Source organism: Lentzea sp. NPDC020367, assembly GCF_044387305.1.
Lineage (GTDB): Bacteria > Actinomycetota > Actinomycetes > Mycobacteriales > Pseudonocardiaceae > Lentzea.
Window position 1 is genome coordinate 682,952 of sequence record NZ_JBIRVV010000003.1, and the last position, 14,791, is coordinate 697,742.

Genomic DNA, 14,791 nt, shown 5'->3' on the forward strand with positions numbered 1-14,791 from the left:
CTGCGTGACGTGGCTGAAGTCGTGACGAAGGGGACCGGCGAGGTCGAGCGGACCGCCGACCGCGCCCAGGTGGACGTGACGTTCGAGGCGCTCGGTGCCGAGCGCTCCGAGGCGGTGAGCACGCTCAACCAGCGCATTTCCGCCATCGAGCCGCTGCTCACGGAGTTCGAGGTGCGGTCGCGGCAGCTGTCCGCGCACGACAACTGGGACAACAACCAGCGCGTCGGCAGCCGTGCGTCGCAGCAGTACGTGATCTGGGTGAAGGACCTGGACCGCCTCGACGGACTGCTCGCCGAGCTGGTGCAGGCGGAACCGTCCTGGATCAACGGCCCGTCGTGGACGCTCGTCGACGACACCGAGGCCATCCGTGAGGCGCAACGAGAAGCCGTAGCCGATGCTTTGCGTCGCGCTGAGGGGTACGCATCGGCGCTGGGGCGGCGGCTCGGTCCGTTGCTGCGGATCGGCGACACCGAGGGCGGCGCGCACTACCAGCCGCGGATGATGAGCGGCGCCCAGTCGTTCGACATGGCGGGGCCCGCCGGGATGGTCGACCAGCTGAACCTGAAGGCGCAGCAGATCACCGTGTCGGCTTCGTGCACGGCCGCGTGGTCGTTGCTGGACTGACGATGCCGACAGGACTGCTTCTGGGCATCATCGGGGTGGCGTTGCTCTTCCTGGTCATCTTCACCGGCCTGCTCCTGGCCGGTCGCCGGGTGCGGCGCGGGCGCAGGGAAGGGCGCTACCAGTACCGCGCCAAGCCGAACGGCACCTACGACAACTCGTCGTCGTGCGCGTCAGCCGGCAGCGGGTGACTAGTGCCCGTTGAGTGATTCCATCGTGTTGTGCACCGCAACGGCGTCGCGGTCGTCCGGACGGGCCTTGAGCCATCTCCTGAGCCACTCGACGCGGCGCTTGGCGGCCGCTGCCAGCGTCAACAGGATGTAGGCGCGGCGCTCCCACTCGCGTGCCGACCTCATCGCGTCGGCGGCCGGTCGCCACTCGTCGCGGAGGGTGCCGACCAGTGCGCGCGCCAGCACCGGATCTTTCTCGGGATCGACCTGCAGGTCCCGCATTCCCCCACCCCCAGTGTCGCAGCGAAGCGACACTGTGAGTGTGCATGAAGGACCGTCCGGTTCGGCAAGCCTTACTCCGCCGCGTACCGCCAGAAGTCGCGCATGATCGTGGTCGGGCTGGGGCTCGTCATGGCCGTGCGGGTGAGCAGGATCGTGACCGCGCCTTGGGCCGGGACGACGTGCGCGGCCGTGCCGCAACCGCCTACCCAGCCGTAGCGGCCGGGCGAGTTCCACGGGTCGATCTCGGCGATGTCGACGCTGCCGCCCATGCCCCAGCCCTGGCCCTCCAGGAAGATGTGCGCGGCCTCGCGTTCCTGCTCGGACGTCGTGTCGGTCGCCAGTCGCGGCAGCAGATCGCTGGTGAGCAGGAAGCGGTTGAAGGCCAGCAGGTCGTCCACAGTGGACTTCAGGCCGCCGGCACCGGACGGGAAGACGTCGCTGACGAAGCCGGTGTTCGTCATGCCGAGCGGTTCGTAGAAGCGGTCGGCCAGGTAACCGGGGAGCGAACCCGTGACGCGGTCGGCCAGCACGCCGAGCACGTCGTACCCGGTGTTGTAGAGCCACCCGTCGCCGGGCTGGTGCAGCAGCGGGACCTGGGCGAGCTGCTTGAGCCACTCGTCGGGGGACGGCAGGTCCGCGCGGCCGTGCAGGTGTGCCTCTTCGAAGAGCTTGGCGGTGGCGGGCAACGAGAAGTCCGCCGTGAAGCCCCAGCCGGAGCGGGACGTCAGCAGGTGCCGGACGGTGATCGGCCCCGTCGCCGGGACGACGTCGGTGATCTCGCTGGCCGGCGTGCGCACGACCAGCGGGTTCGCCAGTTCCGGCAACCAGTTCGCGATCGGGTCGTCGAGCCCGATCCCGCCGTCGCGCACCAGGAGCGCCGCCGCCGTGGCGACGATCGGCTTGCTGATCGAGGCGATCGGGAAGACCGCCTCGCGGGACTCGCCGACCGCCGCGAACTCGACGGCGTCACCTCGGGCGATGACGGCGACCGAGACCGGAACGGTGTCGCGGTGGGACTCGAGCAGCGTCTGCAGCGTCACCGTTCCAAGATAGCCGTGATGCCCTGACCTCCCGCGGCGCAAATGGACACGAACCCGCGTCCACTTCCCCTCTGCTGCAGCAACTTCGCCAAAGTCGCCACGATTCGGGCACCGGTCGCGGCGAACGGGTGGCCTGCCGCGAGCGACGAGCCGTTGACGTTCAGCTTCGACCTGTCGATCTCGCCGAGTTCCTTCTCCCAGGCCTTCAACGTGGCGAGCACCTGCGACGCGAACGCCTCGTGCACCTCGTAGAAGTCGAAGTCCTGCAGCGTGAGGCCAGCCTTGTCGAGCATGCGCGGTGCGGCGTGCACGGGTGCCATGAGCAGGCCCTCGTCGCCGTGCACGTAGTCGACGGCGGCGGTCTCGGCGAACGTCAGGTAGGCGAGAACCGGAAGTTTGCGTTCGGCAGCCCACTCCTCGGTGGCGAGCAGGACCGCGGAGGCGCCGTCGGAGAGCGGGGTCGAGTTGCCGGCGGTCATCGTGTCGCCGAAGACCGGCTTGAGCCTGGCGAGCTTCTCGGCGGTGCTGTCCGGGCGGAGGTTCTGGTCGCGGGTCAGGCCCAGGTACGGGGTGACCAGGTCGTCGAAGAAGCCCTCGTCGTAGGCGCGGGCGAGGTTCTGGTGGCTGCGCGCGGTGAGCTCGTCCTGGTCCTCGCGCGTGATGCCGTACTGGGCGGCGGTGATGGCCGCGTGCTCTCCCATCGGCATGCCGGTGCGCGGCTCGCCGTTGCGGGGCAGGTGCGGAACGACGTGGCTGGGGCGCAGCTTGGTCAGCAGGCCGACTTTGCGGGTCCGGTTGAACTCCAGCAGGAGCTTGCGGAAGTTCTCGTTCACGCCGATCGGCGCGTCGCTGGTGGTGTCGACGCCGCCCGCGATGCCCGCCTCGATCTGGCCGAGCGCGATCTTGTTCGCGACGGCGATGATCGCCTGCAGACCGGTGCCGCACGCCTGTTGGAGGTCGTACGCAGGGGTTTCGGGACTGAGTTTGCTGCCGAGGACCGACTCGCGGACGAGGTTGAAGTCGCGTGAGTGCTTCAGCACGGCACCGGCGACCACCTCGCCGAGGCGTACGCCCTGCAGGCCGAAGCGGCTGACCAGGCCGTCCAGCACCGCCGTGAACATGTCCTGGTTCGACGCGGTGGCGTACGGGCCGTTCGAGCGGGCGAACGGGATGCGGTTGCCGCCGATGATCGCTACTCGCATGCCGCCATACTACCTACTAGCGGGTAGACTTACTAGCGAGTAGGTTGTGTGACGTGGACAGGTACCAGAAGTTCGCGACGTCGGGGCTCGGTCGCCAGCTCGTGCGCAGGCTCGGCCTGCCGAACCCGTATCCGCTCCGCCGTGACGCCGCCTTGGCGACACCCGTTCTGGTGGGTGGAGCTTCCCGGCTGCCCTTTCTGAAGCAGCTGGAAACAGGAGCGGCTCCCTATGGCGCGCTCGTGTTCGACGCGTCCGAGATCTCTGCCATCGCGGATCTGCGGCAGCTGCACGACTTCTTCCACCCGGCGATCACACAGCTCGGGCCGTGCGGGCGGGTGATCGTGATCGGGCGGTCGCCGGACTCCATCGCACAACGAGCACTCGAAGGCTTTGTGCGGTCGGTCGGCAAAGAGCTGCGCCGCGGCGGCACGGCCAACCTGGTCTACGTGGCGGACGGCGCCGAGGACGGGGTGGAGTCGACGCTGCGGTTCCTGCTGTCCGGACGGTCGGCGTACGTGTCCGGGCAGGTCGTCCACGTGTCCGGGAACTCGCCCGCAGGCACGCTGGACGGCAAGGTCGCGCTGGTCACGGGCGCTTCCCGGGGCATCGGCGAGGCGATCGCCACGGCCTTGGGACGCGACGGCGCGCACGTGGTCTGCCTCGACGTGCCCGCTGCCGGGGACGAGCTGTCGAAGGTCGCGAACGCCGTCGGCGGGTCGGCGTTGCAGCTCGACATCACCGGCGACCCCGCGCGGCTGACCTCGTACCTGCTGGAACGGCACGGTGGCGTCGACGTCGTCGTGCACAACGCGGGCATCACCCGCGACAAGTCGTTGGCGCGCATGGACTCCTCGCTGTGGGACTCGGTGCTGGAGGTCAACCTCGCCTGCCAGGAACGGATCAACGAAGCACTGCTGGACGGCGACGTGCTGCGCGCCGGCGGGCGGATCGTCGGGGTGTCGTCGATCGCCGGCATCGCGGGCAACGTCGGCCAGACCAACTACGCCACGTCGAAGGCCGGCGTGATCGGGATGGTGCAGACGCTCGCACCCGTTCTCGCTGCTCGCGGCGCCACGATCAACGCCGTGGCGCCCGGTTTCATCGAGACGAAGATGACCGCGGCGGTGCCGTTCGCGACGCGTGAGGTCGGGCGGCGGATGAACAGCCTGTCGCAGGGCGGGTTGCCGGCCGACGTCGCGGAGACCGTGGCGTGGTTCGCGTCGCCGGGTTCCGGTGGCGTCAACGGGAACGTCGTGCGGGTGTGCGGCCAGATGCTGCTGGGGGCCTGATGTTGCTGCGTGCCGCTCTCACGTCGTTCCGGCGCGGGGAAACCCTTGCCGCGGAACCGGTTTCGGCGTCTTTGGACGTGTCGCTGAAGCATCTGGCGGCGTACAACGCGGTGTGCGGGTTCGGGCTGCGCGACGCGTTGCCGCTGACGTATCCGCACGTGCTGGGCTTTCCCTTGCAGATGAAGCTGATGTCGGGCGCCGGTTTCCCGTTTCCGTTGCCGGGTCTCGTGCACGTCGCGAACCGGATCACGCAGTCGCGTCCGCTGACGTTGGACGAGCAGCTGGAGATCACGGTGTCCGCGCGCGATCTGCGGCCGCATCCGCAGGGCACGCAGGTCGACGTCGTGACGTCGGTTTCCGGTGTCTGGGAAGGGGTTTCGACCTATCTGCGGCGCTCCGGCGGCTCGTCCGGTTCCGGTGAGGAGCTGGACCGGCCGGTCGGGTCGGCGGTGTGGCGGGTGCCCGCGGACATCGGACGGCGGTACGGCGCCGCGTCCGGTGACCGCAACCCGATCCACCTCTACCCGTTGAGCGCCAGGCTGTTCGGCTTCAAGCGGGCGATCGCGCACGGGATGTGGACGAAGGCACGCTGCCTGGCCGCGCTCGAGGGGCGGCTTCCCGAGGCCGTGACGGTGGCCGTCCGGTTCAAGAAGCCGCTGCTCATCCCCGGTCGCGTCGAGTTCTCGGCGGCCGAGGGCGCGGACGGCTGGGAGTTCGCCGTGTGGGGCAAGGGGCCCCACCTGGTCGGTTCAGCGGCGTGACGGTGGATGCCAGACGTTGCCGTCGACGAGGTCGCCGAAGCCCATCCAGACGAGGTTCATGAGGCGGGCCGCGACGACGCCGGCGGGTTCCTCCGGGTGATCCAGCCACCAGTCGGCGAGCGACTCGCCGGCCCCGACCAGCGCGGCGGCCAGCGACTCTGCCTCCAGTTTGGTCGCCGGTGCCTTCGTGGACTGGGTGAGCAGCGCCGCGACCAGTGAGACCGCGCGGCCGCGCATGTCCGTGAGCTCGACCGCGAACGGCCCGCCCTGGGTGGACGCCTGCCGGTGCAGCACCTGCCAGCTCGCCCGGTTCTCGCCGACGAACCCGAAGAACGCCCGCAGGCCGCTCCACAGCTGCACGTCGGGTTCCTGGTCGGGCTCGACGCCCGTCGCGATGGCCTCCATCATGCGGGTGGCCTCGCGCCGGATGCAGGTCGCGAACAGTTCCTCCTTGGAGCCGAGGTAGGCGTAGAGCATCGGCTTGGAGATGCCCGCGACCTCGGAGATCTCGTCCATCGACGCCGAGTGGAAGCCGAGGCGTGAGAACACGTCGACGGCGGCATCCATGATCTGCCGCTCACGCACGGCGCGTGGCAAGCGCTTGGCTCGACCTTCTGTGCGCATCATTACCCCTCGGTTCGGAGCAGCAAGATTATCCGATCGGCTTGCCGCTCTATCTACTGGTGAGTAGTCTTACTCGCGAGTAGGTACCAGGAGGTGTGTCCATGACGCTCGACCTCACCACCGAGGCGATCGCGAAGCTCAGCCCGGCCGAGCTGATCAGCACGTTGCAGCAGATCACGCCGGACGACCCGGCGCTGGCCGATGTGAACATCGACGTCATCGCCCGCGGCATCGACCCGAAGAAGCTGGGTCGCGAGGACTTCGCCGCGTTGCTGAACGCCCTGGGCGCGCTCGCCGACGGCGGCGCGGACCTCGACCTGTCGAAGATGGACCCGTCCAACTTCGCCCGCATCATCTCGCGCGCCTCGAAGGACCAGATCGAGGCCGTCGTGGCCGACCCCGCTCTGCGCGTGCGCGTGCTGGACGAGGTGTTCCGCCGCATGGAGGTCCACTTCCGTTCGGACCGGGCGGGCTCCACGCGTGCCGTCGTGCACTTCCACGTGCTGGAAGACGTCTACGAGGCCATCATCGAAGACGCGCAGTGCACGATCAACAAGGGCGTGACGCGCGAGGCCCGTGCCATCGTGACGCTGACGCCCGCCGACTTCCTGAAGCTCGCGACCGGCAACGCGTCCGCGCCCGTGCTGTTCATGACGGGCAAGCTGAAGGTCAAGGGCGACCTGGGGTTCGCGGCCGGGTTCATGAGCCTGTTCAACATCCCGAAGGCTTAGGAGACTTCTTGTGGGTGGCTTCTCGCTCGAGCTGAACGAAGACCAGACCGACCTGCGCGACTGGGTCCACGGCTTCGCTCGCGACGTGATCAGGCCGGCGGCCTCCGAGTGGGACGAGCGCGAGGAGACACCGTGGCCGGTGATCCAGGAGGCGGCGAAGATCGGCCTCTACGGCTTCGAGTCCCTCGCGACCTGGTTCGCGGACCCGATCGGCCTGTCGCTGCCGATCGCGACCGAGGAACTCTTCTGGGGCGACGCCGGCATCGCACTGGCCCTGATGGGCACCGGCCTCGCCGTCGCGGGAATCTTCGCGGGCGGCGAGCCCGAGCAGCTGGCCGAGTGGGTGCCGGAGTGCTTCGGCGACGAGTCGGACCCGAAGCTGGCCGCCTTCTGCGCCTCCGAACCCCAGGCGGGCTCTGACGTCGCCGGCTACCGGACCCGCGCACGCTACGACGAGGCCACCGACGAGTGGGTGCTCAACGGCCAGAAGGCATGGGCCACCAACGGCGGCATCGCGAACGTGCACGTGGTCACCGCCGTCATCGATCCCGCGCTGGGTTCCCGTGGCCAGGCCGGTTTCATCGTCCCGCCCGGCACACCCGGCCTGTCGTCCCCCGGCAAGATCAAGAAGCACGGCATGCGCGCCTCGCACACGGCCGACGTGTTCCTCGACGACGTGCGCGTCCCCGGCCGCTGCGTCCTGGGTGGCAAGGAACGACTGGAAGCGCGGCTCGCCCGTGCCCGCGAAGGCCTGAAGGCGGGCGGCCAGGCGGCGATGGCCACGTTCGAGACCACGCGTCCGACCGTGGGCGCGATGGCGGTCGGTGTCGCACGTGCCGCCTACGAGTACGCGCTCGACTACGCGAAGGACCGCGAGGCGTTCGGGCGCAAGATCATCGAGAACCAGTCGATCGCGTTCGACCTCGCGAACATGCGCATGGAGATCGACGCGTCACGGCTGCTGGTGTGGCGGGCGGCGTGGATGGGGCGCAACAACGTGCCGTTCACCGCCGGCGAGGGGTCGATGTCGAAGCTCAAGGCTTCCGAGGTGTCGGTGTGGGCGACCGAGCGGGCGATCCACATCCTCGGTGGGGCCGGGTACACGCGGGAGCACCCGGTCGAGCGGATGCATCGCGACGCCAAGATCTTCACCATCTTCGAAGGGACTTCGGAGATCCAGCGGCTGGTGGTGTCCCGCATGATCTCGGGCATTCAGATCAAGTGAGTCGTGCCTGAGTGTGATTGAGGAGTAACGCCGCGTCCCGCTACGCCGATCAGCCCAGTAGGTCGGCGTTAGGGGGATCGTGGTGCTCCCGAATGTGTTCCTGATGGCCGCCGCGGTCCTGGCCGGGGCCGCGGGCAGTGCCTACGTGGTGACGGTCGTGGACCGCCCACAACCGGTCGTCGTCAGTCATGTCGTGCGCGTCGTCGACGCGGAGACGGTCGAGGTGCGCGAAGGCGACCGCACGACGGCCGTGAAGCTCGTGAACGTTGCCGCGCCTGCAGCAGGCGAGTGTCTGCACGCGGAGGCGCAGGATCTGCTCACCCAGCTGCTGCCGGAAGGTACGCAGGTGACTGTGACGTGGGAAGGGCCGTTCGTCGCTCTGTCCACACAGGACGGGAAGTTGGTCAACGCCACCTTGATCGGTGAGGGGCTCGCGGTGCCCACCGTGAACGGCATCCGGTTTCTCGACCAGGCCAAGGAAGCGAACAACAGCGCCGTCGAGAAGCGGAAGGGGCTGCATTCGCCGGACGTGCCGTGCACGTTGCCCGGGCAGGTCAAGGCGATCACAGAGGCCGCTGCCGTGGTCGAGGCGCAGCCGCTCAAGGGCAGCAGGGCCGAGTTGACGGTGGCCGCGGACACGGCGAAGACCGCCATCGGGCTGGTGGATCAGCTGGCCAAGCCCGGTGGGCTCACGTGGGACGCGGTGGCGCCGGTGGATCAGACGGTGTTGCTGGCGAAGGTGACCAAGGTGGTGCCGACGTTGTACCGCAAGGAGGCCGAGTTGCGGAACGTCGTCAAAGGGCTGAAGTGAGGTGGCCCGCCGTTCCCCTGAACCGGCGGGCCACTCGCGCAAGCATCGGGGTTCCCGGTTATCGCCCGGTAAACAGCCTGGTGGCCCTAGGGTTCTGACGCATGAGGTTGTTGCCGCCGCAATGGGCCGCGTTCGTGGTGCTTCTCGTCGATGCCGTCGTGGTCCTGTTCGCGTTGGTGACCGGCCATGCGTTGTTGCCGCGGGCCGCGAACGTCTTGCTGACAGTGATCTCCATAGCCGTCATGTTCGGGACGTTGCTGTGGTCCAAGGGCGGGTTCGGCTACGACAGCGTCGGGTCGATGTGGAAGCTGCTGCGCAGGACGCTGCCGGTGTGGTTGGTCGTGGCGGCGACGATCGCGTTCTGGGGCGGGGTCTTCCTCTTCGCCTACCCGCTGCTGACCGAACCCGACATCGGGAGTCTCGACGAGGCGGCGAACCAGCGCGGATGGGTGGGCCTCGCCGCCGCGTTCGCCGCGGGCTCGCTCTTCTACGCCGGGATCGGCCGGCGCGCTGCGGACTCGCGTTAGAGAGGGAGCGTCAGGATCGTGCCGATGCGCTTGAGCTCGCGGCGGTGCACTGCCAGCAGCACCACGTCGGCCGGGCGGCGGAAGCGCAGCACCACGAAGTTCGGGTGGGGCGCGTCGTGGTCGGTGATCTGCTCCACGCGGCCTTCGGCGTCGCTGAAGACGATCTGCTCGGCCCAGATGAGCTTGGTGGGGCCGAAGAACAGCTCGCCCTCCTGCCACTCGCCGTCCAGGAAGACGTCGCCGTCGCCGCGTGAGTGGTCTTCTTCTCCGCTGGGCCCGAAGGCCTCCGCGAAGACTCCCCCGAGAATCTCCAAAAGCACAGACATGAACGAACCCCCTTCGTTGTCACGGAAACGAGCTGGGCGCCCAGCTGGTTCCCGCGATCTTGGAGGTCAGCCGAACGGCTGGCCGGCTTCGCGCAGCCAGGCGCGTTCACGCGAGTGGTCCGGCATGGCGGGCCAGCCGTTGATCCTCGCGATCAGGACCCAGTACCGCTCGGCACGCGGGTCCGCGAAGTCGGAGAGTTCGCGCAGCCGCTCGACGAGGCGTTCGTCGTTCGGCAGGTTCAGCGCTTCCGCCCAGTTGGCGTTCACGCGGTCCACGACCGCGCGGGCCTCGGCGGACTCCGGCGCGATGCCCGCGTCGAGAGCCTCGCGGGCTTGAGCGATCGCGAAGTTGAACGCCTCCATCTGGCCCTCGGCCGGCGGCCCCATGTCCGCGCCTGCCCTGCGCTGTTCCTCGTGCTGCTGGGACATCCGCTTGACCGACGCGCGGAAGTCCTGGTCCTGCACGAGCTTCGCGAGCTCGACCCAGGCTTCCAGCTGTTCGGTCGACGGGTCGTCCGGCAGTTCGATCCGCACGGAACGCATGTGCTGCTCGAACTGCGGGTCCAGCTCGTAGGGCCCGAACACCTCCTCGAAGAAGTCGTCGAGGATGCGCTGGCGCTCCTCGTCCGACATGCGTGCCAACTCGTTCATCAGTTCCATCTCCCCTCCCTTGGCGACGGCGCGCAGGACGGCGCGGCGCAGCCGCAACGTCCTCATCTGCGCGTCGATCGCATCCGCATGGGTGCGCGCCACGTCGGTCATCGAGACCTCGCGGGCGAGAATCCGCCCGGCGGTCGGCAGATCCACACCCAGGTCGCGAAGGGTGCGGACGAGCTTGAGCTTGGCGACCGCCTCACCGTCGTACGTCCGGTAGCCGCCGACCGTTCTGGAGGTGGGCGGGATGAGGCCCTGGTCGGAGTAGAACCGGATCGTCCTGACGGTGAGGCCGGTCATCCTGGCCAGCTCGCCGATCTGGTAGCGCGTCACGGGGACAACTGTGCAGTCTCCAGTGACTGGAGAGTCAAACGGCATTAACCGATCGAGTTCCAGAACGAACAGTTGTGCCTGGTCAGGCCGTTGACCTGACCGACGCGGCCGAGCGAGTACTCCTGGACGTTGCCGGTGCGGTAGGTCGCCCAGCCTGGGTTGCCGGTGCGGGCGAACGTCGTCCAGTCGCGGATCAACGTCGCCGCGAGCCGCTGCTGGGCCGGGTCGAGGTCGAACATCGGGATGTCGAACAGGTAGGCGAGCTCGGCGGTGTGCGGGGCTCCGCCGGGGAAGGTCTCCGAGAAGAGGTCCTTGAAGTAGCCGAGCGGCGCGGTGCGGTCGGCGAACTCGTAGCCGTACGTCGGCGTGTAGCGGGAGAGCAGCCGGTCGTCGGCGAGCTGGTTGCAGGCCCACACGCTGTCGGTGAGAACCGTGCCGTACGCAAGGCGTGCGGACTCGCCGACGGGGTACTCGGCAGCGATCTTGACTGCCTTCTCCGCACCATACGCCTGAGCCAGCAAACCGTTGTAGTCGAACGGTTCCGGCACGGTCGCGGACGTCAGCCTGCCCTCGTCACGCGTGTTGCCCCAGATCAGCGGGACGCGGTTGAACCGGCCGGACCGCAACGCGTCGACGGGGTTCACCGGCAGCACCCGGTTGCCGGTCACGACCGGGGTCGCGCCGCGGTCGATGGCGGTGAAAGCGCTGGCGGGCAACGACCGCAGGCATGCCACGTCCGAGCAACCGAGCTGCGCGGACAACGCCACCGCGTCGGTCTGCGCCGCGGACTTCGAGATCCAGGGAGCACTGGCCGGCTTGCCGTGGATCACGCCGTTGGCACCCCACGTCGTGGAGCACCCGCCGCTCTGCGCGATCGCCTTCTGGAACAGGCCACGCGACAGCGGTGACGTCACGTGCGCGCACACGTCGAACGCACCGCCCGACTCACCGAAAACCGTGACGTTGCGCGGATCCCCGCCGAACGCGGCAGCGTTGCGCTGCACCCACTTCAGCGCGGCCTGCTGGTCCTCGATGCCGTACGCGCCGGAGTCGGGCAGGTCCGGGTGTCCGAAGAAGCCGAAGAAACCGAGGCGGTAGTTGATGGTCACGACCACCACGTCGCCCTGCACGGCCAACCGGTTCGTGCCGAACCCGGCGCCGGACAGGTAGCTGTTGCCGCCACCGTGGATCCACACCATGACCGGCTTGCGCCCGTGCCGCGAAGGCGTGGTGACGTTGAGGTACAGGCAGTCCTCGTTGGTGCTCGGCGAACCGGCACCGGCCGACTGGGCACAGGCCGGACCGGGCTGGGTGGCGTCGCGAGGAGTCGTCCACGGCGTCACCGGCTGCGGCGAACGCCATCGCAGCTCACCGACAGGCGGTGCCGCGTACGGAATTCCCTGGTACTGCTGGTGATCAGCAAGAACGGTGCCGCGCACCGGTCCGGAGTCGGTCCGCACCAGGCCGGTGTCGGCGGCCTGCGCCACCCCGGTCAGACCCAGCAGCAGACCCGCACTGATCAGCAAAGACAGTCGCTTGCGCATTTTCGTGTGTCCCCTCAGGAGAAGCTTTGACACACCTGCGTCGATCGAAGGGGTCTGCCGATCGACATCCGCGGACCCTCCACATACCGAGCCGCCCATGAGGCACGATCACCTGCGTGGGGGCGATCACCTGGCAGTACGCGGCGGCGGGAGCGCTGGCCGTGGTGTGGCTGTTGTTGCTGGTCCGGCGCCTCGGTCTACCGATTCGGCGGCGTCGGACTCGGCGCGACGCCCAGTCGCCCGTCTGGTTGTCGATCGTCGGCTGGCTGCTGATCGCGCTGCTCGTGGCGGCGACGGCGGGCGGCGGACTGCTGTGGTTGCTGGGCTGGCCGACGATGCCCAAGCAGGCGGCGTTCAGCACGACCGAGATGCTGGACCTGTTGAAGATCGGACTGGCGGTGGTCGCGGGGTTCGGTGGTGTGGTCGCGCTCGCGGTCAACTACCGCAAGCAGCGCGTCACAGAGGCCGCACACGCGCACAGCCTCAACCAGGAGGAACGCGAGCGCACCAAGCTTTTCAACGAACGCTTCAAGGTCGCCGCGGAGCTGCTGAGCGGCGAGCAGGCCGGTCTGCGGATCGCGGGTGTCTCCGCCATGGCCGGTCTCGCCGACGACTGGGAGGCCCAGCGGCAGATGTGCGTGGACGCGTTGATCGACCAGTTGCGGCTGCACGAGGGCGATGACCAGACGGCGAACAAGATCTTCCGTGCCCTGCGCGACCGGCTCGGATCACACCGAGAAGCCGGACCGTGGTCGGCGCTGAACTTCGACTTCACCGGTGTTCGGTTCGTGGACGCCGACTTCAGCGAACGCACGTTCGCCGGCGCGGTCGTCTTCGACGGCGCCGAGTTCACCGGCGACAACACCTCGTTCGAACGCACCGCGTTCAAGAACACCACGTTGAGCTGCCACGGCACGACGTTCACGCACACCGACGTGAACTTCCAGGACACGTACTTCGACTACGGGGCGATCGAGTTCGTCGGCTGCACGTTCGAGCACGCGATCTTGGACATGCGCCGGATGAGCGCGCTCGGCCGTGGGATCGACTTCTACCGCAGCACTTTCACCAGCAGCAGCGTCGTCGGGCGGGACATGACGCTGTCCCTGCCGGTCCGGGTCGAACGCTGCACGCTCGTCGACAGCACCATCGACGTGCGGACGTTCGAGCCCGGCTTCGAGGCACTGCGGTTCACGAACAACTCAACCGAAAACGGCGGGGAGCCCGAAGGACTCCCCGCCGTCACGTCGAGCGAACCTCAGTAGGTCATCGCGATGCCCGGCTCGGCCAGCAGCGCGCCGACGTCCGCCAGGAACTGCGAACCCTGCTGGCCGTCGACCACGCGGTGGTCGAACGACAGAGCGAGCTGGCAGATCTTGCGAATCTTGATCTCGCCGTCGACCACCCACGGCATGTCGCGGATCGCGCCGAGGGCGAGGATCGCGGACTCTCCGGGGTTGAGGATCGGCGTGCCGGTGTCGACGCCGAAGACGCCGACGTTGGTGATCGTGATCGTGCCGTTCATCATGTCGGCCGGCGACGTCTTGCCGTCACGGGCGACCGTGGCGAGCTCGTCCAGTGCCACCGCGAGTTCCTTCAACGACATGCGGTCGGCGTCGCGGACCTTCGGCACCACCAGGCCGCGCGGCGTGGCGGCCGCGATGCCCAGGTGGACGTAGTCCTTGTAGACGATCTCGTTCGCCGCCGCGTCCCACGTCGCGTTGACGTCCGGCGTGCGCCGGGCCGCGAGGATGATCGCCTTGGCGCAGAACGCCAGTGGCGTCAGCTTCACGCCGCGGAACTCCGGCGCGTTCTTCAGGCGCGCGCGCAGTTCCATCATCGGCGTCACGTCGACCGTCAGGAACTCGGTGACGTGCGGTGCGGTGAACGCGCTGTCCACCATCGCCTGCGCCGTCGCCTTGCGGACGCCCTTGATCGGCACCCGGCGTTCGCGCGAGCCGTTGTCCACAGAGGACGCTGCCGGTGCTGCGGCGACCGGGGCCGCCACCGCGGTTTCGACGTCGTCCCGCGTGATCACGCCGTTCGGACCGGAGCCCGTGAGCGCGTGCAGGTCGACGCCGAGGTCCTTGGCCAGCTTGCGCACCGGCGGCTTGGCCAGCGGCACGTAACCACCCGGCGTCTGCACCGGAGCAGCCACCACAACGGGAGGAGCCACGACCGGAGCAGGAGCAGGAGCAGGCGGGGCCACGACCGCCGCGGCCGGAGCAGCGGCGGGTGCGGCAGGCGCGTCCTTGCGGGCACGGCGCTTCGCGGCACCCGACTTCGGGCCGTAGCCGACGAGCGTCGCGATGCGCCCGCCCGGCATCTCCTCGCCGATCTTGCCGGACGAGGTGCCGTTCGCCTCCGCCGCAACGGGAGCGGGGGCGGCCGCGCCACCGGGGTCGGTGTCGATCGTGATGATCGGGACGCCGACCTCGACGGTCTGACCGGGCTCCGCGAGGAGCTCGGTCACGACGCCCGCCCACGGGCAGGGCAGCTCGACGGCGGCCTTGGCCGTCTCGATCTCGACGATGATCTGGTTGACCGTGACGGTGTCACCCGGCTTCACGTGCCAGGTGAGGATGTCGGCCTCGGTCAGACCCTCTGCCGTGTCGGGCAAGGGGAACTGCTTGAACTGCGGCATTTCCGGT

Annotated in this window: 17 protein-coding genes; 9 read left to right on the forward strand and 8 right to left on the reverse strand. The window is 68.7% G+C overall.

The window, feature by feature from the left end; genetic code table 11:
- Positions 1 to 9 precede the first annotated feature (9 nt).
- Together ACH413_RS15665 and ACH413_RS15670 are read left to right on the forward strand one after the other, a co-directional pair.
- A complete protein-coding gene (locus tag ACH413_RS15665; RefSeq protein ID WP_360040567.1) occupies positions 10 to 624 on the forward strand; it encodes an SIMPL domain-containing protein in 615 nt (204 codons plus the stop codon).
- 2 nt (positions 625 to 626) lie between these two features.
- On the forward strand, positions 627 to 812 hold the full coding sequence (locus ACH413_RS15670) for a hypothetical protein (RefSeq protein WP_360040564.1): 186 nt from the start codon (positions 627 to 629) through the stop codon (positions 810 to 812).
- On the opposite strand, the gene ACH413_RS15675 is transcribed toward ACH413_RS15670, so the two are convergent.
- From ACH413_RS15675 to ACH413_RS15685, 3 genes are all read right to left on the reverse strand, one after another.
- The gene (locus tag ACH413_RS15675; RefSeq protein ID WP_360040561.1) at positions 813 to 1,073 is read right to left on the reverse strand and encodes a hypothetical protein; all 261 of its coding nucleotides are present in this window, start codon (positions 1,071 to 1,073) and stop codon (positions 813 to 815) included.
- Between the two features lie 71 nt (positions 1,074 to 1,144).
- Positions 1,145 to 2,113, reverse strand: coding sequence for a serine hydrolase domain-containing protein (locus ACH413_RS15680; RefSeq protein ID WP_360040558.1), 969 nt, complete (start codon positions 2,111 to 2,113; stop codon positions 1,145 to 1,147).
- The gene (locus tag ACH413_RS15685; RefSeq protein ID WP_360040555.1) at positions 2,110 to 3,315 is read right to left on the reverse strand and encodes an acetyl-CoA C-acetyltransferase; all 1,206 of its coding nucleotides are present in this window, start codon (positions 3,313 to 3,315) and stop codon (positions 2,110 to 2,112) included. The genes ACH413_RS15680 and ACH413_RS15685 overlap by 4 nt, the downstream gene beginning before the upstream one ends.
- A 53-nt stretch (positions 3,316 to 3,368) precedes the next feature.
- Between ACH413_RS15685 and ACH413_RS15690 the strand changes: the two genes are divergently transcribed.
- Both ACH413_RS15690 and ACH413_RS15695 read left to right on the forward strand, forming a co-directional pair.
- Positions 3,369 to 4,604: a 3-oxoacyl-ACP reductase gene (locus ACH413_RS15690; RefSeq protein WP_360040552.1), complete on the forward strand. Its 1,236-nt coding sequence runs from the start codon at positions 3,369 to 3,371 to the stop codon at positions 4,602 to 4,604.
- A complete protein-coding gene (locus tag ACH413_RS15695; RefSeq protein WP_360040549.1) occupies positions 4,604 to 5,365 on the forward strand; it encodes a MaoC/PaaZ C-terminal domain-containing protein in 762 nt (253 codons plus the stop codon). The genes ACH413_RS15690 and ACH413_RS15695 overlap by 1 nt, the downstream gene beginning before the upstream one ends.
- On the opposite strand, the gene ACH413_RS15700 is transcribed toward ACH413_RS15695, so the two are convergent.
- Entirely contained in the window at positions 5,354 to 5,992 is a 639-nt protein-coding gene (locus ACH413_RS15700; RefSeq protein ID WP_093595411.1) for a TetR/AcrR family transcriptional regulator, read from the reverse strand. The two genes, ACH413_RS15695 and ACH413_RS15700, sit on opposite strands and share 12 nt — an antisense overlap.
- A 98-nt stretch (positions 5,993 to 6,090) precedes the next feature.
- Between ACH413_RS15700 and ACH413_RS15705 the strand changes: the two genes are divergently transcribed.
- The 4 genes from ACH413_RS15705 (at position 6,091) to ACH413_RS15720 (ending at position 9,283) form a co-directional block, all read left to right on the forward strand.
- On the forward strand, positions 6,091 to 6,720 hold the full coding sequence (locus tag ACH413_RS15705) for an SCP2 sterol-binding domain-containing protein (RefSeq protein ID WP_360040543.1): 630 nt from the start codon (positions 6,091 to 6,093) through the stop codon (positions 6,718 to 6,720).
- A gap of 10 nt (positions 6,721 to 6,730) precedes the next feature.
- Positions 6,731 to 7,945, forward strand: coding sequence for an acyl-CoA dehydrogenase family protein (locus ACH413_RS15710; RefSeq protein WP_360040540.1), 1,215 nt, complete (start codon positions 6,731 to 6,733; stop codon positions 7,943 to 7,945).
- A 103-nt stretch (positions 7,946 to 8,048) separates the two neighbouring features.
- Entirely contained in the window at positions 8,049 to 8,756 is a 708-nt protein-coding gene (locus ACH413_RS15715; RefSeq protein ID WP_360040537.1) for a hypothetical protein, read from the forward strand.
- Between the two features lie 101 nt (positions 8,757 to 8,857).
- Entirely contained in the window at positions 8,858 to 9,283 is a 426-nt protein-coding gene (locus ACH413_RS15720; protein ID WP_360040534.1) for a hypothetical protein, read from the forward strand.
- Here the strand turns inward: ACH413_RS15720 and ACH413_RS15725 are convergent.
- From ACH413_RS15725 to ACH413_RS15735, 3 genes are all read right to left on the reverse strand, one after another.
- Positions 9,280 to 9,609, reverse strand: a complete 330-nt coding sequence (locus tag ACH413_RS15725) for a hypothetical protein (RefSeq protein WP_360040532.1) — start codon at positions 9,607 to 9,609, stop codon at positions 9,280 to 9,282. The two genes, ACH413_RS15720 and ACH413_RS15725, sit on opposite strands and share 4 nt — an antisense overlap.
- Positions 9,610 to 9,675: 66 nt before the next feature.
- Positions 9,676 to 10,596 carry a MerR family transcriptional regulator gene (locus tag ACH413_RS15730; protein WP_360040529.1) on the reverse strand — a complete coding sequence of 307 codons (921 nt, stop codon included), beginning with the start codon at positions 10,594 to 10,596 and terminating at the stop codon, positions 9,676 to 9,678.
- A gap of 44 nt (positions 10,597 to 10,640) precedes the next feature.
- Positions 10,641 to 12,140 (reverse strand): carboxylesterase family protein, encoded by a 1,500-nt coding sequence (locus tag ACH413_RS15735; RefSeq protein WP_360040527.1) that lies wholly within the window; start codon positions 12,138 to 12,140, stop codon positions 10,641 to 10,643.
- A gap of 116 nt (positions 12,141 to 12,256) precedes the next feature.
- Here ACH413_RS15735 and ACH413_RS15740 point away from each other — a divergent pair, with 116 nt between their 5' ends.
- Positions 12,257 to 13,405 (forward strand): hypothetical protein, encoded by a 1,149-nt coding sequence (locus ACH413_RS15740; RefSeq protein WP_360040524.1) that lies wholly within the window; start codon positions 12,257 to 12,259, stop codon positions 13,403 to 13,405.
- On the opposite strand, the gene ACH413_RS15745 is transcribed toward ACH413_RS15740, so the two are convergent.
- The gene (locus ACH413_RS15745) at positions 13,399 to 14,784 is read right to left on the reverse strand and encodes a dihydrolipoamide acetyltransferase family protein (protein ID WP_360040521.1); all 1,386 of its coding nucleotides are present in this window, start codon (positions 14,782 to 14,784) and stop codon (positions 13,399 to 13,401) included. The two genes, ACH413_RS15740 and ACH413_RS15745, sit on opposite strands and share 7 nt — an antisense overlap.
- Positions 14,785 to 14,791 lie beyond the last annotated feature (7 nt).